Here is a 24,219-nt window from a genome sequence, read left to right as displayed (position 1 = left end):
GAGGAGAACTTATGAATAAAAATTCTAACCGTGTTCAGTATAAAGATTTCAGTGTATGGCAGAATTTTTATGACATCTCAAAACAGGAAGAGTATTGGAAGAGGGAATTCGCTGGTGAAATTGCTAGGGTGGATTTGAAGACGGATTTCCTCCGTCCTCAAATCCAGTCTTTCAGGGGAGACAATGTTGTAGCAAAGGTAAAGGAGCCATTAAGCTCAGGGGTTAAAAATCTAGCTCTAAAGCATGGTGCTACTGAATTTATGGTTACCCTATCTGTGTTCATTTTATTATTAGCCAAATATAGTCGCCAAAAGGATATTATTGTAGGAACTACCGTGTCAGGCCGAGTTCATGCAGATACTAAGGGTATGTTGGGGATGTTTGTCAATACTCTGGTGATCAAGGGAGAAGTTAGTCCGGATGAGACCTTTGAGCATTTGATATTAGCTGTGAAGGAGAAGTGTCTGCAGGCTTATGATAACCAAGAATACCAATTTGAAGATTTAGTTGAAGCCGTAGAGGAGAAAAGAGATCTCTCAAGAAATCCAATTTTTGATTTTATGTTCGGATTAAAAGAAAAGAAAAAACCGACGGAAATGCAAGGCCTATTGGGCGGAAAAAGTGCATTCATTAAAAGAAATGTCTCAAAGTTTGACTTATCCGTTCTGGTTGAATGTATGCCAGAAGGGTATGAGATAGATTTTGAGTATTGCACAGATTTATTCAAACAAGAAACGATTGAATATATGGCAAGGCATTATGTAACGCTGCTTGAGGAAGCCATAACACATCCAGGCAAAAAGCTTAAAGATCTGCATATGCTTGATCTCAGAGAACAAGAGAAGATCTTGGTTGATTTCAATGCAACGAATGTAGAATACTCTCGAGAACAAACAGCTGTCAGCTTATTTGAGAATCAGGTAGAGAAAACAGCAGGAAATATTGCACTTAAATTTGATGATAATAAGATGACATATGCCGAGCTGAATGAAAGAGCAAATCAGTTGGCGCGAACTCTTCGGGATTTAGGAGTGGCTCCAAACGATCTAGTGGCTCTAGTGACAGAACGCAGCATGGAAATGATTGTAGGGATATTAGCCATCATCAAGGCAGGGGGAGCTTATGTACCCATCAATCCTGAATATCCAGATAATAGAATTCACTATATGCTGGAGGACAGTAGTCCAAAGATTGTATTGACGTATAAGAATAAGCTGCCAGGGAAGGTAGAGATACCAGTATTAGATTTAGAAGATGAGAATAATTATGCTAATGAAACGGACAATCTTTTGCACGTTAACAGGTCTAATGATTTAGTGTATTGTATCTACACCTCGGGTACAACTGGAAATCCTAAAGGAGTTTTAATTGAACATCGAAATGTGGTCAATATGTGGGTCACATATCAGGAGACATTTGCACTAAGCGACAAGGATACGGTGCTGCAATTTGCAAATATATCTTTTGACCAAGCGGTGGGAGATATCTTCCCTGCACTATGCAATGGTGCGGCATTATGCATTGTACCAAAACATTTAACCTATGATATGGAGCAACTACAAAAATATATCGATCGAAATAATGTTACAACAGCTTCATTGACACCTAAGTTAATAGACGGGTTGTGTGTTGACGCATTACCGACGCTTCGTTTGCTGGAGTCAGGTGGAGAGGCAGGTAGTCTAGAAAGCTTAAAAAAATGGGCGGAAAGAGTAGAAGTGCTTAACACATATGGGCCTACGGAGTCTACTGTAAATGCAACTAGTTTTAGAGTGAATACAGACTCTACTTCAATTTCCATTGGACGTCCGATTGCAAATACAAAGGTATATCTTCTAAATGAAATGGAGCTATGCGGGATTGGAATACCTGGTGAGTTGTGTATTGCAGGAGATGGTTTAGCAAGAGGTTATTTAAATCAGCCAGAATTGACAGATAAGAAGTTTATTAAGAATCCCTTCGGTGAAGGAAAACTGTACCGTACAGGAGATTTAGCACGTTGGCAGCCAGATGGAAATATAGAGTATTTAGGTCGAATAGATGATGAACAAGTGAAAGTCCGTGGTTACAGGATAGAGTTAGGTGAAATTGAAAGTGTATTAAGAAAGCAGAGTAATATTGCAGATGCTGTCGTTATTGTAAAAGAAGTTGGAAATGATGATATTCTCTGTGCATATCTCATTGCAGAAAAGGGGCAGGAACTAAGTATACCCCAAATTAAAGAAGCGGTAAGAGAAGAAGTAACAGAGTATATGATTCCTGCCTTTATGATCCAGATCGATGAATTTCCACTAACCATAAATGGGAAGCTGGATAAAACTAGGCTGCCAGAGCCAGATATGTTAGAAAGTTTGAACTACGTACCACCAAGTAATAAGACGGAGCAGGCAATCGTAGATGTATTTGAAGAAATCTTAGGAATATCTCCAGTCGGCATAGAGGATAGTTTCTTTGAACTGGGTGGACATTCGTTAAAAGCGACGGCAGCCATTAATGCCATCGAGAAGAAGACGGGAATTCGTTTGCCAGTAAAAGAGATATTTAGTTCACCAACTCCTTCCATGTTGGCGAGAAAGATTGAGGCCGCGGGAGAAGGTGAATATAGTCCAATACCACAAGCAGAACAGAGAGAAGCTTATCCAGCATCCTCTACACAGAAACGATTGTTTATTCTGGATCAGATGGAAGGTAACAGTACAGCATATAACATGGCGTCAGCGCTAGAAGTAACGGGTAACCTTGATGTAGAAAAAATACAACAAGCCATAGATCGCCTGATCCAGCGTCATGAGTCGCTGCGAACAAGTTTTGTCATGACAGAAGGAGAAACCCTTCAAGTCATTGCAGACGAGGTATTCTACCAAGTGGAATATGAAGAGACCGACAGCTACAGTGACGCTGACATGGAACAATTCGTACGCCCGTTTGACATCGGAACAGCACCGCTCATGCGTTTTAAAGTAGTGAAAGAAAGAAATCGGAACAAATATATTTTACTATTTGATATGCACCATATTATTTCCGATCATCAGACGCTCAATCTATTAATCGAAGATTTCTCACGATTGTATAACGGTGAAGAGTTACAACCACTTGAACTCCAATACAAAGATTATAGTGAATGGATGCGTGCTAGAAATCTGGAGAGTCAGAGGGATTATTGGAAAGAAGTATTTAAAGAAGAGGCACCGGTTTTGGATTTGGTGACGGACTATCCACGTCCGAAAACCCAAAGTTACAAAGGAGCACAAGTGTCTGTTCAACTTAGTAAAGAACAAAAAGTTGGAATTGAAAATATAAATAAACAAAATGGAACGACAGATTACATGACCTTACTGGCTGTATTTATGATAGAACTGCATAAATACAGCAGGCAACAAGATATAGTGGTAGGAACACCCATCTCCGGCAGGGTGCATCAGGACACCGAGACGATCGCAGGCATGTTTGTCAATACGCTGGCAATGAGAGGATATCCAAGGGGCGAGAAAACGTTCCTGGAGTTTTTAAGCGAGATAAAAGAGCTGGCCTTAAACGCGTATGAGAATCAGGAATACCCATTTGAAGAATTGGTAGAGGAAGTAGAAGTACGCCGTGATCTGTCACGCAATCCGCTGTTTGACGTGATGTTTACCATGCAGAATGACGAAGATATCCATCTTGCGATGGGCGAAGCCCAAGTAGACAAGTTGGGCATTCATTTTATTGATGCCAAATTCGATTTGGATTTACAAGCTACAGCGTATGAAGAGGGGTACGCTTTAGATCTGGTATATTGCAGTGATTTATTTACCGAGACTTCAGCACAGGTCATACTGGAGCATTTTAAGGTATTGCTGGATAGAGTGATTGCTAACCCTGATATGAAATTGTCTGAACTACACATGGTCAGTGAGGTAGAACAACAAAGAATACTAACGGTTTTCAATAATACCCATACGGAGCATACGGAGTATGCACAGCATCATACGGCAGTGGAACGATTCGAGAAACATGCGGAACAGACACCCGAGAAGACGGTAATCGAATACGAAACGGGAGTACTTCGTTATGGAGAAGTCAACCGCAAGGCCAATGCATTGGCATGGGAACTGATTTCGTTAGGTGTCCAGCCCAATGATCGAGTGGCCATCATGGCTTCACTGGGAGCGGAAACGATCATTGGCATTTTAGGCGTGCTAAAGAGTGGAGCTTCCTATGTCCCGATTGATCCAGCGACTCCGAAGGAACGAATAGAGCATATCTTAAACGATGCAGCACCCAAGGTCATTTTAACAAGAGAGAAGACTATGGAAACGGAAGTCCCATTCATCTCGATGAATCTTGAAGATCTGGGTGAGAAGGAGACAAATCCAGCGTGTGCTGTTGAAAAAAGTGACATAGCCTATTTGATTTACACATCAGGAACGACAGGAAAGCCCAAAGGCGTGGCGGTTACACGAGGTAACTTGGATCATTACTTGTCGTATGCAGATCAAGAATACCAGAAGGAAGCTTGTACGACGGTATTAATGACAAGCTTAAGTTTCGACCTCTCCGTAACGTCCTTGTTCTTACCGCTGATTAGTGGTGGATCTCTTCTATTAAAGGGAGGAGATACGGAGGAAAGGTTACGTGCAGCATTCAAAGATAACAGGGTAACCTTCCTGAAGCTTACCCCGTCACATTTAAAAATGCTGGAAACCTATGCAGACGGCGTAGCTGTGCCGAATTTAGAAACGCTGATTGTCGGTGGAGAGGAGTTCACCACAGATACGGCGTGGAAAACGCAGAAGCTATTGGGTGAAAGCGTCAAGATCCATAACGAATATGGCCCTACAGAGACTACTGTAGGATGCTGTGACTATGTCTATTCCAGCGAAAAAGATAAGGGTTTAAGTGTAGGAATCGGACATCCCATTGCCAATATGCAGCTCTATATACTGAATGAGATGGAGTTATGTGGTGTAGGCGTTCCTGGTGAGCTATGCATCGCAGGAGACGGAGTAGCCAAAGGCTATCTAAACCAGCCTGAATTAACAGCGGAGAAGTTTATCGACAATCCATATGGCGAAGGGAAGTTATACCGCTCTGGAGATTTGGCGAGATGGCTGCCTAACGGAGAGATGGAATACCTGGGAAGAATAGATGAACAGGTTAAAATCCGAGGATATCGGATCGAGTTGTACGAGATCGAGAGCGTTCTAAGGAATCAGCCGGGTATATCTGATGTAGCCGTTGTTGCATTGGAAGTAGGCGGTGACAAGAGTATATGTGCCTACCTGATCCCGACAAATCAAGAGCAGCAACTGGATATGTCTGAAATCAAAAATGATTTGAGAGACAAACTGCCTGAGTATATGTTACCTGGCTTTATGATGCAGATTGATGCCTTGCCACTGACTCCAAATGGGAAGCTGGATGCAAAAGCACTGCCAGAACCAAATGCATTAGCAGGACAGGAATATATGCCACCAAGAACTAAAACAGAGAAAGTCATTACGGACATATTTGAAGAAATCTTAGGAATATCTCCAGTCGGCATAGAGGATAGTTTCTTTGAACTGGGAGGACATTCGTTAAAAGCGACGGCAGCCATTAATGCCATCGAGAAGAAGACAGGGATTCGTTTGCCAGTAAAAGAGATATTTAGTTCACCAACTCCTGTCATGTTGTCGAGAAAGATTGAGGCCGCGGGAGAAGGCGAATATAGTCCAATACCACAAGCAGAACAGAGAGAAGCTTATCCAGCATCCTCTACACAGAAACGATTGTTTATTCTGGATCAGATGGAAGGCAACAGTACTGCATATAACATGGCGTCAGCGCTAGAAGTAACGGGTAACCTTGATGTAGAAAAAATACAACAAGCCATAGATCGTCTGATTAAGCGTCATGAGTCGCTGCGAACAAGTTTTGTAATGACCGAAGAAGGAGCATATCAAGTCATTGCAGACGAGGTATTCTACCAAGTGGAATATGAAGAGACCGACAGCTACAGTGACGCTGACATGGAACAATTTGTACGCCCGTTTGACATCGGAACAGCACCGCTCATGCGTTTTAAAGTAGTCAAAGAAAGAAATCAGAACAACTATATTTTACTATTTGATATGCACCATATTATTTCCGATCATCAGACGCTAAATCTATTAATCGAAGATTTCTCACGATTGTATAACGGTGAAGAATTACAACCACTTGAAATCCAATACAAGGATTATAGTGAATGGATGCGTGGCAGAAACCTGGAGAGTCAGAGAAACTATTGGAAAGAAGTATTCAAAGAAGAGGCACCGGTTTTGGATTTGGTGACGGACTATCCACGTCCCAAAATCCAAAGCTACAAAGGAGCCCAAGTGTCTGTTCAGCTTAGCCGAGAGCAGAAAGCTGGCATTCAAAATATAAATAAACAACAGGGAACGACAGATTACATGACCTTACTGGCTGTATTTATGATAGAACTGCATAAATACAGCAGGCAACAAGATATCGTGGTAGGAACACCCATCTCAGGCCGAGTGCATCAGGACACCGAGACAATAGCCGGCATGTTTGTCAATACGCTGGCAATGAGAGGGTATCCAAGGGCTGAAAAAACGTTCTTAGAATTTTTAAGCGAGATAAAAGAGCTGGCCTTAAACGCGTATGAGAATCAAGAATACCCGTTTGAAGAATTGGTAGAGGAAGTAGAAGTACGCCGTGATCTGTCACGCAATCCGCTGTTTGACGTGATGTTTACCATGCAGAATAACGAGGAAATCCATCTTGCAATGGGCGAAGCACAGGTAGAGATGCTGGGCATTCCTTTCATTGATGCCAAATTTGATTTGGATTTACAAGCTACAGCGTATGAAGAGGGGTACGCTTTAGATCTGGTATATTGCAGTGATTTATTTACCGAGACTTCAGCACAGGTCATACTGGAGCATTTTAAGGTATTGCTGGATAGAGTGATTGCTAACCCTGATATGAAATTGTCTGAACTACACATGGTCAGTGAGGTAGAACAACAAAGAATACTAACGGTTTTCAATAATACCCATACGGAGCATACGGAGTATGCACAGCATCATACGGCAGTGGAACGATTCGAGAAACATGCGGAACAGACACCCGAGAAGACGGTAATCGAATACGAAACGGGAGTACTTCGTTATGGAGAAGTCAACCGCAAGGCCAATGCATTGGCATGGGAACTGATTTCGTTAGGTGTCCAGCCCAATGATCGAGTGGCCATCATGGCTTCACTGGGAGCGGAAACGATCATTGGCATTTTAGGCGTGCTAAAGAGTGGAGCTTCCTATGTCCCGATTGATCCAGCGACTCCGAAGGAACGAATAGAGCATATCTTAAACGATGCAGCACCCAAGGTCATTTTAACAAGAGAGAAGACTATGGAAACGGAAGTCCCATTCATCTCGATGAATCTTGAAGATCTGGGTGAGAAGGAGACAAATCCAGCGTGTGCTGTTGAAAAAAGTGACATAGCCTATGTGATTTACACATCAGGAACGACAGGAAAGCCCAAAGGTGTGGCGGTGACACGAGGCAATCTGGATCATTACTTGTCGTATGCAGATCAAGAATACCAGAAGGAAGCTTGTACGACGGTATTAATGACAAGCTTAAGTTTCGACCTTTCCGTAACGTCCTTGTTCTTACCGCTGATTAGTGGTGGATCTTTTCTATTAAAGGGAGGAGACGCGGAGGAAAGGCTGCGTGCAGCATTCAAAGATAACAGGGTAACCTTCCTGAAGCTTACCCCGTCACATTTAAAAATGCTGGAAACCTATGCAGACGGCGTAGATGTGGCGAATTTAGAAACGCTGATTGTCGGTGGAGAGGAGTTCACCACAGATACGGCGTGGAAAACGCAGAAGCTATTGGGTGAAAGCGTCAAGATCCATAACGAATATGGCCCTACAGAGACTACCGTAGGATGCTGTGACTATGTCTATTCCAGCGAAAAAGATAAGGGTTTAAGTGTAGGAATCGGACATCCCATTGCCAATATGCAGCTCTATATACTGAATGAGATGGAGTTATGTGGTGTAGGCGTTCCTGGTGAGCTATGCATCGCAGGAGACGGAGTAGCCAAAGGCTATCTAAACCAGCCTGAATTAACAGCGGAGAAGTTTATCGACAATCCATATGGCGAAGGGAAGTTATACCGCTCTGGAGATTTGGCGAGATGGCTGCCTAACGGAGAGATGGAATACCTGGGAAGAATAGATGAACAGGTTAAAATCCGAGGATATCGGATCGAGTTGTACGAGATCGAGAGCGTTCTAAGGAATCAGCCGGGTATATCTGATGTAGCCGTTGTTGCATTGGAAGTAGGCGGTGACAAGAGTATATGTGCCTACCTAATCCCGACAAATCAAGAGCAGCAACTGGATATGTCTGAAATCAAAAATGATTTGAGAGACAAACTGCCTGAGTATATGTTACCTGGCTTTATGATGCAGATTGATGCCTTGCCACTGACTCCAAATGGGAAGCTGGATGCAAAAGCACTGCCAGAACTAAATGCATTAGCAGGACAGGAATATATGCCACCAAGAACTAAAACAGAGAAAGTCATTACGGACATATTTGAAGAAATCTTAGGAATATCTCCAGTCGGAATAGAAGACAGTTTCTTTGAACTTGGCGGAGATTCTATTAAAGCGATTAAGGCCGTTTCGAAGTTACGGGAAAAAGGTTATAAGCTTTCTTTCGCCGCATTAATGTATCAGCAGACCCCAAGAAAGATTGGGGAAAATATTCAAATGGGAGAAGTAAATCAAGTATACGAACAGGGAGAAATCAATGGGGCAAGTCCATTAACCCCTATACAACTAGAATTTTTCAATAAGAATCACGTCGTACCTAATCATTATAATCAGGCCTTAATGTTAAGAAGTGATGAGCCATTTGACATACCTAGTTTAAAGACAGCAATTACTGAAATCATTAAACATCATGACGCTTTAAGAAATGTATATGACGGACAACGTCAAATCACGCTGTCTACAGAGGAAAGCAAGCTATATGATTGGTATGAAAAAGATTATACAAAAGTGCAAGATGTATCGAAAGAGATAGAGTATGCCAGCGATAAATTACAGGCAAGCATAGACCTAGCCACCGGGCCTTTAGTAAAAGTAGGGCTGTTCCATTCAGACAGTGGAGATCATTTACTAATTTGTGTACATCATCTGGTCATAGACGGTGTATCATGGAGAATTCTGCTGGAGGATTTATTTAGTGGATATCGACAAATACAAGAGACAGGTAAAATCACGCTGCCAATGAAAACGGCTTCGTACAAGGAATGGGCGAATGCTTTAACACAATATGCTAAGAGTGAAGTGCTTTCAGATGAAATAGCATACTGGAAAAATATATCGGATAAATCAAATAGTACTGAGACATTCAAGAGTACACAAACAGCAAGTGGTCAATATAAAAATAAAGTAGTGAAAGTGGACTCTGAAACGACGAAAAAGCTGTTGCTCGAAGCTGGAAAGACATATAAAACAGAAATAAACGACTTGTTACTGGCATCGCTGACCATTGCAGTAAAAGAATGGAGAAACTCTAAGTACCTAACCATAGAAATGGAGGGTCACGGGAGAGAGACAATAGATAGAGAGATCGCCATCGATCGTACAGTTGGTTGGTTTACAAGTGTATATCCTATTATTTTGGAGACAAAAGATACTGTTGAAGAAAGCATTTTGGAGGCAAAACAAACATTGAAACAGGTCCCTAATCATGGAATTGGATATGGAATTTTGAGATATCTTGGTGAGCATAGCGGACTTGAGATGAGCGCAGCAATAACATTCAATTATCTTGGAGAATTGGATAACGAGATAGACAGAATTGAAGGAATATCCATGTCGGGAATGCCATTAGGAAGAAGTATGTCAGAAAAAAATTCATCAGGAATGGGATTGTCTCTAAATGGGGCTGTTTTAAATGGGCAACTTGAATTTGACATCATATATGATACTGGATTGTATACTGACGAGGATGCTCAAACATTGGTATTGGCATATGAAAGAGCAATTAAGGATGTTGTCGAAACGTGTTTAACCAGAAAAGGAACAGTAAAAATGCCATTAGATGAAACATTAATTGGTGATAACCGTGATGGCGATCTAAAGTGCATGATACAAAAACAGTTGAATTATTATGGAGATAACTATATTAAAACACGTTCTACTTTAGAATGTCCTGTATTGACAGGACAGGAGGACTTCTTGCGACCGGATACAGAAATTATTACTGAAATCATAACAATAGAAGGAACGGCAGAGAACGCTTCTTTATCACTCAGAGGAATAATTTCCAGGCAGGGGGCATTAAGAACGAAATTAAATCAAAAAATGACCTATTTAGAAGAATACGATTATTCAGATGAGTGGGAAATTCCAGTAGTGAAAGGAACCTTAGAATTATCTGCAGAACAATTTAAAGAAATTGTGAATGAAATGAGTTTTCTAACTGATGATAAGCTGTTATCTAGATTTTTAATCGTAGAAATAGATGCAGATCATTGCTTAGTACTTAGTGCAATTCATCATTTAATATGGGATGGAGTCTCACAAGATTTGTTTAAGGTTATGCTTCATGAAACTTTGAACAACAGACTTACCACTCCCTATAACTATTCTTTCATAGAATATTGCAAAATGATTAAAAAGAAAGTTGACGAACTGGAAATTCCAGATGCTCAAGAGTCTAACATGGAAGAGTATATTGAAGCTGCTAAACAATCAGCTGATTTGGTCTCTCGACGAGACACTAAGAGGTCTACAGAAATTCATGTAAAACTAAATGAGTTACAATATCAGAAATTTAGCGAACAACCCATTAATACAGCAGTAGAATTTATATCAAGGCTTATGTATAGTGACTTACCTGAAGAATTAAATAACATCCCTGTTTCTGTTTTGACACATAACAGAGATGAATTCAATAAGGAAATGTTGGGGCTAACTTTAAATTTAGATTATTCAATTTATGATAGGAAAAGTAAAACGCAAAAACAGCTTTTATCAACATCAGAAAAATCGAGTATTAATCAATCTGCAATTACAGAAAAGTTGTTTCTTATAGCACAAAAGTACGATTTTAATGAAATGTCCCACCGCATTCCAATCATTAATTATCAGGGAGTCCTTGATAAGTTTGCAAGTAGAGATGACATATCACTTGAGAAGATGTTTTTACAAACACAGATTATAGAGTCTGAAGATTTTGGAGTTAGCATGCACTTTTACATTCAAAATAGTACTCTAATTGCTCGCATTACAGGCATTACAATTGAAGAAGAGCTCCTTAATGATGTCATGAAGAATATTTAATGTTGTATCTTACCCGTAAAACCACCCGCTATGCGGGTGGAGGGGTCATAAAAAGACATATGATGCCAGATCATGTGCATATGCTCGCGGTCCCACCCAACATATCTGAAATATGCACATGATCTAGCAATAAACAATTGGAGTGTAAATTAGACATGCTCTAAATGAAATTAGAAACAAGAAGGGGGCTTAGAGTATGAATGAAAAAATTTCAAAAAGCATATACAAAAAGAATATAGGCTTATTTATTTTGTCCTGCTTACTTGGTATCATGACATCTATTCTGTTTATTGCATTGGCAATTATACTACAAAAGTTTATTGATTATTCTATTAATAAAGATATTGACAATATCATTAAGGTGACTACTGTTTCCGTTATTTTATTGCCTTTAGGTGCAGTGGGAATGTATGTGGGGTATGCTGTTAAAAATTTATATACAAAAAGGGCAACGTTAAACCTGAAAAATACCCTTGTTGAAAATATTTTGCGGTTAGATATGAGAAGTTTCAACAAGGAGAGTAATGGAACCTACATATCACGATTGTCAAATGATATAACGATAATTCAAAACGATTATATAAAAGGGACCGTGGAAATATTTGTTCAGCTAGCTATGCTTGTAGGTGGAGTGCTTGCGATGTTTATCATTAATTCATTCCTTGCATTGAGTATATTACTCACTTGTATCATTCCACTTGCAGTTTCGAGTATATTTAATAATCGTATGCAAAAAGCACAAGGTGAAGTGGCTGAGCAAAATAAAAATTATGTATCTTTCATTAAAGATATATTGTCTGGAAATCAGGTTGTTAAGAGCTTTAACATCGAAAAGGAGATTTTTGAAAGGGCAAAGGCAAAGGCGAACAAGCAGGAAAAAGCAAAAATGGTATACGAAAATCTGTTGTCACTCATTATGTCACTTACTGATATTTCAACTTTTCTTGTTGCTGTAGTCATATTTATTGTGGGTACTCAGCAGCTAATGAAAGGAGAAATTACAGTAGGAGAGATTATGGCTTTTATTCAATTGTTAAATTGTGTAACAGTTCCCATTAATAGACTCATAACCGGTTTTACCAAAAGGAAGGCCAGTCGGGCTTTATTAATGAATTTCAATAAAATTGGAGAGGCAAAAACGGATCAAACTCAAAGAATTGATATCCCTAAATTCAGTAATAAAATTTCTCTAAATGGGCTTTCGTTAAGCGTAGATGGGAAAAAAATTTTAGATGATATTAATTTTGAATTTGAATATGGAAAGTCTTATGCCATTGTAGGAACAAGTGGGAGTGGAAAGACAACCTTATTAAAGATGTTGACTGGGTTTTATGATGGGTATGAAGGAAATATCAGGTATGACGGGGTAGATCTTGAGAAAATAAGTGATCAGTCCATTTTCCAAAACGTTAGTTTTATTCATCAGGACTGTTTTATCTTTGATGATACGATTGAACAAAATATTAAATTGTTTCGTGAATGTAACACAGATGAGTTTGAGCAAGTAATAAAGAAGAGTATGTTACAGAAATTGATTCATGACAGAGGCGGCTTTGATGTATTATGTGGAGAAAATGGAATCCATTTTTCAGGTGGGGAAAAACAGAGAATTTCTATAGCAAGAGCACTCCTGAGAAAATCACCTATATTACTTATGGACGAGGCGACTTCAGCGTTGGACAATCAAACAGCTAGTGACCTTGAGTGTATGTTAAGTGAAATGCAGGGCATTACGAGAATTTCCATTACTCATAGGCTAGATGAATCAATTCTTAGTGGATATGATGAAATTGTCTTATTGAATAATGGGAAAATTGAAGAACATGGCACGTATCATAAATTAATGGAAGCCAAACAAAGATTTTATGCATTGAGTATGTTGAGTAGACATAATAATGATCTTTTAATAGAGAAAGGTATAACTAGTCTTGTATTTTAAATCTTGTATAAGATGAAAGGGGTGTCGTACGGATGGAGCAAATCGCAGTTGTTGGGTGTGGCGGAATGATCGGTGAAGTCATCTGTAAGAACTTATGTAAAGACTTTATTGTTAAGGGCGGACAGCGGCGTGAACCTACAGCATTAATGAACCTTAATAATTTTAACTACCAATTACTGGATGTTTCTGACTGGGAGAACTTGATTGCGTTCTGTACTGATTGTACGGTTGTCATTAATTGTGCAGGGCCTGAATTTATAATTAAAGATAGAGTTGCTCAGGCAGCTATGGAAGTAGGAGCAAAATATGTCGATGCTTCCAATGCTTTATTATTGAGTCAGGAGCAAATAGAGCTTAAAGCTAACGGTGTAAATTACATAGGAGCTGGTTTTTGTCCTGGAATTACAGGTCTGCTATTAAAACGAGTAATAAATCATTTATTAGACGAAACGAAGTATGTGAATTGTTATATTGGTGGTGCGGAACATTATACGAAAACTTCTATCTCAGATATATTAATGAGTGGCCATAGTGTAATTGGAAAAACAGATTCTTATTGGAGTGATCATTGTGTAAAAACGGAAAATATAAATATGATGAAGAAAGAATTTGTACCTGAAGTGGATGTCCCTGTCTATAAGAAACCGTATTTAAGTCAAGAGATCATTGATATTCTGGAAGTTAGTTCGGTACAAGAACTCCACTGGTACAATATAGCAGCAAATGATAATATTTTTCGTTTAGCAATGCAATTTTATCAAATGCAACTTGAGTCTTCGGTTGAAGAAGCCCTGAAAAAACTAGATATTCGTTTAGAGGAGCAACCTAAAGAGGAATGGATAGCTTTAGTCATTGATGCTACAGGAGTGAAAAATGGAAAGGATGTTAGGTGCAGATTGAATTTACAAATGGAAACGAGTTCAGAGTTAACGGGTACAGTGGCTGCTGAAATCGCCCGACAAGTTATTTCAAGTAATAGACCTAATGGTACCTACTGGGCTTATGAAGTACTTCCTATAGATTTTATGAATCAATATGTTTTTTCTAATAAGCATGATTTTTATGAGGAAAAGTATGTTGAAATAAAGAAATGATATGACTAGGTTACATGGCGTACATCTGATATTTATTGGATAGGGGGAGTACATTATAAAAAAGCTTTTACTTAAGAGATTACCGTTGATTTCACTTGGAGTTATAGCTTACATACTGACAATATACGCGCAGAACCAACAGGATTGGGCGGAAAAATACAGTAGGTCTGTATATCCGTTATTGTCAAAAATAGTAGGATTTGTACCTTCTTGGGTCAAGTTTTCTGTTAGTGAATGGCTCGTCGTGTTGGTTGTGTTACTTTTTCTATTTTATATCGTTTATTATGTGCGCAAGGTTATCATGAGTAAAGATGTACGTAGGATGGTAGTTTATCGTGGTGCTCTAGGAATAGTTACGATCTGTAGCGTGATATATTTTTGTTATACTATTTTGGGTGGAATAAACTATTACAGATATTCTTTTTTGTCTTATACCGAATATAAAGAAGAGAACTACAGCAAGGAGGAACTGGTCAAATTGAGTAAGTCGCTTGCCGTTGAAATGGGATTGGCAAGGGAAAAGTTAGCGGACACTGATCTTTTGGCTCAAGTACCGGAGGTTTTTGATTATTATGCACAACACGCAGTGTTCTCGATGCAAATGTTATCAAAGGAATATCCTATTTTGGAGCATTCTTTATACTCAACACCAAAACCAGTTGTGATGTCAAAGCTAATGTCGCATGCAGGGATAAATGGTATCTTTGTCCCTTTTACTTATGAATCCAATATCAATGTTAATGTGCCCGTTTTCTTGGTGCCTGCTACTATGGCACATGAATTGGCACATCAGAGTGGTTTCATGCATGAGGATGAGGCAAATTTTATAGCATATCTGGCATGTAAGCAGCAGGATGATCCAATGATACTTTACAGTGGTTTTTTTCTAGCATTTGATTATTCTATATCTGAGCTAAAGAAAGTGGATCCAGATCAGGCGTCTGATATAATGTCCAGTCTGTCCAAGGCGGTGCAGCATGATATAGAACAAAATGAGCAGTACCGGGATAAGTATGAGGGTGTTATTTCAAGTATTTCAAGAAATGTAAATGATGTATATCTGAAGGCAAATAATCAGACAGACGGTATGAATAGCTATAGTGATATGGTGAATTTGTTGCTGGCAGAGCAGCGAGAGATAGAGAAGTACAATTAAATGTATCTTGAATACTTATAGGTTTATATAGTAATGATAGTGGGCTCAAGTTGAACATAGGAGTGAGTGAAATAAATAAAATAAAAGTATTTCCTATTCCATATGCTGGAGCGTCGGTAAATGCATATTATGAATGGAAAAAACTACTGCCGGATAGATATGAATTGTGTATATGTGAATTGGCTGGAAGAGGAACTCGATTCACAGAGCCTTGTTACCAGTCTGTTGGTGAAGCAAGTGAAGATATCGCCAAAAGAATAAGTGAACAATTAGAATATGACGATGAATATGTTATATTTGGACACAGCATGGGAGCCTTATTGACTTATGAGATATATTATAAACTTAAGCAAATGGGAACTAAGGAACCAAGGCATCTGTTTTTTTCTGGGCGAGATGCTCCACATATTTTTGAAAAGAGAGAAGACATTGAAAATATGACTAATGAAACTTTCTTGACAAAGGTGGAACAATATGGGGGAATACCAGAGGAGTTTTATACAAAAGAGATTATGGATATGTTTCTTCCGATTTTGCGAGCAGATTTTATAATTTTGGACAATTATAAGTTTCAGCCCAAAGCAGAAAAAATAAGTTGTGGAGTAAGCGTTTTTTATGCGGATAGCGATTTTTCGACTCATATCAATGAAATGCATAAATGGAGTGAAGTTGTTGAAGGAAACGTGAAATTTCATAAGTTTAAAGGAGAACATTTTTTTTTGAATCGGTATCCTAATGATATTGTAAATACTATTGTTAAAGATACAGAGACTTAAAATATTTACCAGGCCACCCACCTGGATCGCCTGGAAATACGGGGGTAATCTCCCCCATTAATTCTATTTTGAATTAATTCAAATGAGAGAAACGTTAAAGTCTCAAGTAGTTGGTGTAAAAAAGAACTGTGCCTTTTGACAAGGGAAGCCACGGTATGATTCTACTAAAGTGACGCGACTCAACTTTAGAAGGAGGATCAAAACAGTGGCTTCTATAGATGAATCTCACAAAAATAAAAATTTAGACTTTCTTTTCTTTGTACAGTTTGAATGTGTTTTGAAATATTATATTTAAAATAAATTTTATCAGTCTGAGAATCCTTCAATGATTGTTACTTAATTTGCTTAATTATAAAAGTAATATTCAATAATTGTTTTAGGTAGGTTTTAGTAAGGAGAATTATGAAAAAAATTAAGAAAAAACATTGGAAATAATAAGCTTTCAGTTTTATTAATTATGAAAAATCACATATAAAAAGCCTGGTGCCGCTAACAACACGGCGGCCGGGCTTTTTTTTACGGCCGGATTACGATGTCAGCGCCGAACTTGATCGGAACTCTCAGCCATTTACATTCCCCTTTTCTCTTGTAAATCAAAAGATTCTCATAGAGCAAACGGCATTGCGGTGACACTTTGAGAGAGAAAATGAAGAAGGAAAACTAGAAAAGGTTCCGGAAAGCAGATGCTTACGGAACCTTTTTCGTTATGCCGAATGGCTTTTTTTCGTCTGAACGGTTTCCCCGGACTTGATACCAAGCGATACGAACAAGCCGATCACAGAAACTCCGATCAATATGATAAACAGAATATGAAACCCGGAGATTAAACCGATCAGCGCTGAAGAAATAATGCTTCCGAAATAACGGAAGGTGGAGAAAATCCCGGATGCGATGCCGGACATGCCCGGTTCTACCGTCGCAAGAGAAGATACCTGCATGCTCGTCAGCCCCGCACCTGACGCGATGCCTCCGACAATAAGCGATGCCATAAGAAACGGAACGGAATGGGAATAAACCAAAAGAAAAAATAAGAGATTGGCTACGGCCATCAGCCCGAAGGACAGAAAAATCATTCTTCGCGCGCCCCATTTCTGATGCAGCTGAGCTCCGCCCCAGTTGCTGGCGGACATGAAAACAGAAAAGACTGACAGCGCCATGCCGCTGTGCGACGTGTTCATGCTGAAGTGGCCGGTCATAAAGAGCGGCATAATCAATAACACGGCGTACATCATTAAATTGCTTAACAGAACCGACAGATTGGCGCTCGTAAAGGTCGTGTTTTTAAACAGATCAAAATCAATAATCGGATGTTTCGTGCGCAGCTCCCGCCTGAAAAATAGCGGAACAAATACGAGAATGAGCAGTGCGTACACCCAATAGCCCAAAGAGCTTTCATTTTTCGTCAGAAGAATAATAGATACAATGCTTCCGGCAAGCAAAACGGAACCGATGATATCAAGCGGAGCGTCAGACGTTTCTTCTTTATATTTAGGAAACATCACTAATGCCGTCACGAGTGCGATTGCAAGAAACGGAATGTTGACCCAAAAGATCGAATGCCAGCTGAAGCTCTCAATTAAAAGAGAGCCGATAAACGGACCGAGAGCCGCGCCCAGCCCGGCACCGAGGCCGAAAAAGCCGAATACTTTCGGAAGCCGTTTTTCAGACACGACATGGCGGATGATGGCGATGCTGTTTGGCGTAAGCAAAGCGCCGCCGGCAGCCTGAAGCGCCCGGAAGAAAATCAATAAGAAAAGACTTGGCGAGAGGGCGCACCCCAATGATGCGATGAGAAAAAGGCCGACGCCCCATAAATACATTTTTTTGTTTCCGTACATATCACCGAGTTTGCCGGCAATGGGCTGTGTCACGGCCATCACGATTAAATACACGGTCACTACCCATGTGATGCTGGCAATTGATTCGCTGAATGAGCGGGAAATGGATGAAAGGGCGACTGCGATCATCGTAGAATTGATGGGAACGAGTATGGCTCCCAGCAAAAGCGAAACGATCAGCGCCCATTCTTTCTTTGAACCCATCCTTCATCCTCCTTGGAGCCGGAAAATGACCGGCCGGTAATGCCTTTCATGAAAATCTCAGTGCTGTGTTTCAGCATCGTTTCCTCAGAGAGAGTGATGACTCTTTTCCCCAGCTGCAGCCGGTGTATAAAATAACCGAAAATCATCGTCATAAAGACGTCTGCATTAGCTTCTTCGCTGCCGGGGCTTATCATATTTTTCTTTGTCAGCTCCTTAAAGTAAACGATTAAATGCTTTTTCACGGATTGCGGATATACGACAATATCCTGCAGGACGTCTTCGAATAGTTCCGGTTCGCGCAGGCAGATGCGGAATACTTCTTTTTTTTGTTCCAATTGCTGAAGAAGGGTCGCGGCGAAATGAAGAAGATCCTCATACAAATCGCCTTCCGCCTTGGTGATCATGCTTTCCGGAACCGGCGTCTGCTGTTCAATCATGGCTTTCATTAATCCTTGTTTGTTTTTAAAATTACGGAAAATCGTTGCTTCGCTTACTTTTGCTTTTTCTGCGATTTCTTTTGTTGTCGCTGCGCGGTATCCTTTTTGGATGATCAGATTCATCGCGGCGTCAATAATTCTCTTGTTCGTCGTTCTCAACGTGTTTCACCTCGCGTAAATACTGGCAGGACAAGTATACACCCGCCCTGCCCGTCAATAAAGAGGGAAACCTAGCATGAAGCGCGTTTGACAATCGTAATCTTGCCGTTTGTCCCGTCCACCGTGACGATATCTCCGTCGTTGAGCCTGTCAGTCGCGGCACGTGTGCCGAGAACGGCCGGGAGCCCGTATTCCCTCGCGATGATCGCCGCATGTGACAGGATGCCGCCCGTGTCCGTAATGACGGCCTTTGCATCCTGGAACAGACTGGTCCACAGCGGTGTCGTCATTTTGCAGACAAGCACGTCTCCTGTTGAAAAACGGGAAAATTCACTTGCGTCACGAATGACTTTCACAGGGCCGCTTGCGATTCCGCTTGACGCCGCAAGTCCGTAAATTTGATGTTCAGTGTTTTTTTCATCTTCTGTGATGGAGCCGGTAATCTGTTCAGCTATTTTCAGCTGTTCCGAAGTCGGAGTCCCGAGATAAGCGGGGGCTTCAAGCAATTGATATTGCTGGAAGAGCTGTTTTCGTTCAGCGGCTTTTTCCTGCATCGGAACCGGCGACACGAGCGCTTTCTCGACTTCATCGCTGTATAAGTACCACATATCCTCCCGATCATCGACTACGCCTTGTTTTTGAAGCAGCTCGCCGATTTTCAGAAGGCAAAGGCGCGCTTTGGCGTCCAGCATCGCATCAATATAAAAATGGTGATCATCTTTGATGACGGATGAAGACAATGTCCACTGATAATAGCGGTCAAACGTCTCCCGGAAGCCGTCATCTTCAATTCTATCCATAAAGTCGGCGTAGAGCTGTTTTCGTTTTTCTATCGTTTTATGAAACTCACTGTCAAAATCGTATCCGTTCCGGACATAGTTCTGAATGTTGGCCAAAGCGAAATAAGGGTTTTCCGCCCAAGTTTCTTCAATCAGATCATGACTTTTCACGGATCTCCAGCCGTATTCCTGTAAAAATTCACCGACTTGTTCGAGAAAGCGTTTACCCTCATTTGATTGCAGAAGCGTCTGATGCAGTTCATCGGCATGAGAAACCGTAAAGACGCGCCGCAGCTCAGGGCTGTCTTTTACTTGTCCGGAAAGCAGCCAGAGCTGTCTGTCGGTCTCCAATGACTTATTCATGACGCCAGCCAGCATTTCGTACAGAAGGGATGTGTTTTCTTTCTCAACCTGTCCGTACATGGATTCCAGTATCATGTTTAACGCAACCTGCGGAAAGACAATATTGAAATGTTCTGCGTATCCTTTTAAATAGAAGTCTTGCAGGTTTCGGAACGCATTAAGGGCAGTCTCCGGCGTATGGTCTGTATGCGCCAGTTCGTCCAGCTTTTGATAAAAAGGCAGAAAGGTTTCCTGAATAATATCGTACATGCGGTCAGCCAAGACGGGGAAAAGCGCTTCTAACTGTTCTGCGGGCAGCTTGTCATCCGTCTTATGCTGTCTGGAAAAAACACGGCCCTGATGAAGTTTGACACGCTCGATTTCGATGCCCATTACAGGGAATGCCTTCGTGCTCTCTTTGAGGCCGTATTCCAAAGCCGGCACAATGAGTGAGGCGAATAACGGGCTGACAGGGCCTTCTATATTGGCCTCCATATTGAGCCAAAACTCTTTCTGATCCCGGGGCGTCATGATAAATTCCCGTTCTTCGTCTGCCGCTTTCTGATCCTGCGCGATCGTTGTAATCGGCCTGGCCTGAAGCAGATACAGCTTATTTTCGGCAAATCCGAATTCGAGATCCACGGGATAACCGTACAGTTCTTCCGTCTTTATCGTCAGCATGGCAAGCTCTTTGATGCTCTCGTCATCAAGGCAGAAGCGGTTTCTCATGTCAGCGGTCGTCTCTTTTTCCGTCACGCCTTCGTCTTTAGAAACGATATACATTTCTTTTAAGCCGATTTCTTTTTCAATCTGAAGTGTGTCTTTATTGACGATAAATGTGTCGGGCGTCACGCTGCCGGAGACGATTGCTTCTCCGAGACCGTAGCTCGCGCTGATCATCAGCTCTCCGTCATCATGTGTGACGGGGTTGCGGCTGAAAATGACTCCTGAAACCTCGGAATTGATAAGCCCTTGCACGACAACGCCCATTAACGGTTCTGCGGTGTCATTGTTCATTTTCTCTTTATAACCGCTGACCCGCGCCGAGAAGAAGGAAGCCCAGCATTCTTTCACTTTTCCGAGAAACTCTTCTTCTGTTTTGATATTTAAATAGGTTTCGTACTGGCCCGCGAAAGAAGCCCCTTCAAGATCTTCGGACGCGGAGGAGGAACGTACGGCGACAGAGGCGTATGATTCTCTCAATTCATAAAACGACGCGGTCAGTTCCTCCCGAAGCTCTTTTGAAAACGTGCCGTTCATAATGGCGCGCTCCATCTGTTCCTGATCTGCTTGAAGCCCGTTGTCTTCCATAAAACGTGTCAGGGCATTCGTCTGAATGATGAAACCGCCGGGAACGGGCAGCCCGTTTTTCGTCAGTTTAATCAGGTTCATTCCTTTTGCTCCTGCAGAGCGGCTCGATTCTTCCGCTTTTTGAAATCGCACTGAATACATGCGGTATGACCCCCTTTTTTTCTTCATCCAAGAAAAATGATAGTAAACACTATCATTACATTGTAAAGAGGGAGGAAGAAACTGTCAAAGATACAAAGACCTAAACCTTCTCATCCTTTCGGCTGAAGAAAGGTAATTCGGTTCATCTGGTTAATGGTTCAATGGATTTATATTCACATTTTTTTTGACAGATGATTGAAGACTGCTGAAAAAGGGTATTGTGATAGCAGGGGAACGATTGTCCGATTCTTCATTTTTTACTATAATCAGATGAGATGAAGAATTCCCGAGGAGGGTTTTTGTGATTACAAAAGCCGTTTTTGCATTATGTTTCCCTTTTATGCTGGTCGTCCTTTTTACGCGCGTCACGTTTAACCACTATGTGGCGATCGCTCTCACAGCCGCACTGCTTTTCGCATCCTATTTAAAGGGTTACACCGAAACGTATTTTATCGTTGGATTGGATGTCGTATCGCTGGTGGCCGGAGGGCTGTACATGGCCAAAAAAGAAGCAGACAAAAAGAAAGACAATGCCTGACATGGTGAATATGAAATAGAATGCCTGCTTTTACGCCATAAAAGCAGGTTTTTTATACAAAAATTGACTTGGTAAAAATAAACCATCGAACTTTAGTTCGTATTTTTAGTGATTTTGCCCGTCATTGTGTTACTATATCAATAGGAAGATTTCGTAAAGAAACGGAGGCTTTTTTGTGAAAGATCGTTTTGAGTTAGTCTCGAAATATCAGCCCCAGGGAGATCAGCCGCAAGCGATTGAGAAGCTTGTCAAAGGCATACAGGAAGGCAGAAAACACCAGACTCTCCTGGGTGCGACAGGGACGGGCAAAACCTTTACCGTGTCCAATCTGATTAAAGAAGTGAATAAACCGACACTGGTCATTGCCCATAACAAAACCCTTGCCGGACAGCTGTACAGCGAGTTTAAGGAGTTTTTCCCGAACAATGCTGTCGAATATTTTGTCAGCTATTACGATTACTATCAGCCGGAGGCGTACGTGCCTCAAACGGATACTTTTATAGAGAAAGACGCAAGCATTAATGATGAAATTGATAAACTGAGACACTCCGCGACATCCTCTCTGTTTGAACGGAGAGATGTCATTATTATCGCGAGTGTGTCATGCATATACGGTCTCGGTTCACCTGAAGAATACCGGGAGATGGTCGTGTCGCTCAGACCGGAAATGGAGATTGAGCGGAACGAGCTGCTGAGAAAGCTTGTAGATATCCAGTATGCCCGCAATGATATCGACTTTCAGCGCGGGACGTTCCGCGTGCGCGGAGACGTTGTGGAAATCTTCCCGGCTTCCCGTGACGAACATTGTATCAGAGTGGAATTTTTCGGAGATGAAATTGAGCGGATCAGAGAGGTCGACGCTTTGACCGGAGAAATTCTCGGCGACCGTGACCATGTGGCGATTTTCCCGGCTTCCCACTTCGTCACCCGGGCGGAAAAGATGGAAAAAGCGATTCTGAATATTGAACAGGAGCTTGAGGAGCGCTTGAAAGTCATGCACGAAAACGGCAAGCTCCTTGAAGCGCAGCGGCTTGAGCAGCGGACGAGATATGATCTTGAAATGATGCGGGAAATGGGTTTTTGCTCAGGGATCGAGAACTATTCAAGACATTTGACACTCCGTCCGCCGGGCTCTACGCCGTATACGCTGCTTGATTATTTTCCGGACGATTTTATGATTGTCGTTGATGAATCACATGTGACGATTCCGCAGGTGCGCGGCATGTTCAACGGTGACCAGGCGAGAAAACAGGTGCTTGTCGATCACGGGTTCCGCCTGCCGTCAGCGCTTGACAACCGTCCGCTCCGATTCGAGGAATTTGAGAAACACATGCACAATATCGTGTACGTGTCGGCGACTCCGGGACCGTATGAAATTGAGCATACGCCGGAAATGATCGAGCAGATCATCAGACCGACGGGACTCCTCGATCCCCTCATTGACGTCCGTCCGATCGAAGGACAGATTGATGATCTGATCGGCGAGATTCAGGCGAGGATAGAACGGAATGAACGCGTTCTCGTGACGACTTTAACGAAAAAAATGTCAGAGGATCTGACCGATTATCTCAAGGAAATCGGCATCAAGGTCAATTATCTGCATTCCGAGATTAAGACGCTTGAACGGATTGAAATCATCCGTGACCTCCGCCTCGGAAAACATGATGTGTTAATCGGCATCAACCTGCTGAGGGAAGGGCTTGATATTCCGGAAGTGTCACTTGTCGCCATTCTCGATGCGGATAAAGAAGGCTTCCTCCGTTCTGAACGTTCGCTAATTCAGACGATCGGACGGGCGGCACGAAACGCGGAAGGCCGCGTCATCATGTATGCCGATAAAATCACAAATTCGATGGAAATCGCGATTAATGAAACGAAGCGCCGCCGGGAACAGCAGGAGCGCTTTAACGAAATTCACGGCATTACGCCGCAAACGATCAATAAGGAAATCCGCGATGTGATCCGCGCGACGCAGGCCGCTGAGGATAAAGAAGAATATAAAACAAAAGCCGCGCCTAAACTGGCGAAGATGACGAAGAAAGAACGCCAGAAAGTCGTTGAGCAAATGGAGCACGAAATGAAAGAAGCGGCCAGAGCGCTTGATTTCGAGCGGGCGGCAGAGCTTCGTGATTTACTGTTAGAGCTTAAAGCGGAAGGATGATGAAC

At 41.6% G+C, this 24,219-nt stretch carries 10 protein-coding genes; 7 read left to right on the top strand and 3 right to left on the bottom strand.

The features are described from left to right. Nucleotides 1–11: 11 nt before the first annotated feature. From NYE68_RS18825 to NYE68_RS18805, 5 genes are all read left to right on the top strand, one after another. Entirely contained in the window at nt 12–11,339 is an 11,328-nt protein-coding gene (locus tag NYE68_RS18825; protein WP_342493985.1) for an amino acid adenylation domain-containing protein, read from the top strand. Between the two features lie 196 nt (nt 11,340–11,535). Then, nucleotides 11,536–13,278, top strand: a complete 1,743-nt coding sequence (locus NYE68_RS18820) for an ABC transporter ATP-binding protein (RefSeq protein WP_015418320.1) — start codon at nt 11,536–11,538, stop codon at nt 13,276–13,278. 32 nt (nt 13,279–13,310) lie between these two features. Further along, entirely contained in the window at nt 13,311–14,372 is a 1,062-nt protein-coding gene (locus NYE68_RS18815; protein ID WP_015418319.1) for a saccharopine dehydrogenase NADP-binding domain-containing protein, read from the top strand. A gap of 85 nt (nt 14,373–14,457) precedes the next feature. Continuing rightward, complete coding sequence (locus NYE68_RS18810) at nt 14,458–15,528, top strand: DUF3810 domain-containing protein (RefSeq protein ID WP_342493984.1); 1,071 nt, start codon at nt 14,458–14,460, stop codon at nt 15,526–15,528. A gap of 50 nt (nt 15,529–15,578) precedes the next feature. Beyond that, complete coding sequence (locus tag NYE68_RS18805) at nt 15,579–16,304, top strand: thioesterase domain-containing protein (RefSeq protein ID WP_039253674.1); 726 nt, start codon at nt 15,579–15,581, stop codon at nt 16,302–16,304. Nucleotides 16,305–17,008: 704 nt separating this feature from the next. Here the strand turns inward: NYE68_RS18805 and NYE68_RS18800 are convergent. The 3 genes from NYE68_RS18800 to NYE68_RS18790 form a co-directional block, all read right to left on the bottom strand. Further along, nucleotides 17,009–18,346, bottom strand: coding sequence for an MFS transporter (locus NYE68_RS18800; protein ID WP_015418317.1), 1,338 nt, complete (start codon nt 18,344–18,346; stop codon nt 17,009–17,011). Continuing rightward, complete coding sequence (locus tag NYE68_RS18795) at nt 18,319–18,942, bottom strand: TetR/AcrR family transcriptional regulator (protein ID WP_015240677.1); 624 nt, start codon at nt 18,940–18,942, stop codon at nt 18,319–18,321. The genes NYE68_RS18800 and NYE68_RS18795 overlap by 28 nt, the downstream gene beginning before the upstream one ends. Before the next feature lie 71 nt (nt 18,943–19,013). Continuing rightward, a complete protein-coding gene (locus tag NYE68_RS18790; RefSeq protein ID WP_324636361.1) occupies nt 19,014–21,515 on the bottom strand; it encodes a PEP/pyruvate-binding domain-containing protein in 2,502 nt (833 codons plus the stop codon). Between the two features lie 301 nt (nt 21,516–21,816). Here NYE68_RS18790 and NYE68_RS18785 point away from each other — a divergent pair, with 301 nt between their 5' ends. Both NYE68_RS18785 and uvrB read left to right on the top strand, forming a co-directional pair. After that, the gene (locus NYE68_RS18785) at nt 21,817–22,053 is read left to right on the top strand and encodes a CsbA family protein (protein WP_003151438.1); all 237 of its coding nucleotides are present in this window, start codon (nt 21,817–21,819) and stop codon (nt 22,051–22,053) included. A 175-nt stretch (nt 22,054–22,228) separates the two neighbouring features. Then, a complete protein-coding gene (gene uvrB, locus NYE68_RS18780) occupies nt 22,229–24,214 on the top strand; it encodes an excinuclease ABC subunit UvrB (protein ID WP_003151439.1) in 1,986 nt (661 codons plus the stop codon). The last annotated feature ends 5 nt before the right edge of the window (nt 24,215–24,219 follow it).

This window comes from Bacillus sp. FSL R5-0447 (assembly GCF_038606125.1).
GTDB classification, from domain to species: domain Bacteria; phylum Bacillota; class Bacilli; order Bacillales; family Bacillaceae; genus Bacillus; species Bacillus velezensis.
This window is presented reverse-complemented; position numbering and strand designations above follow the sequence as displayed.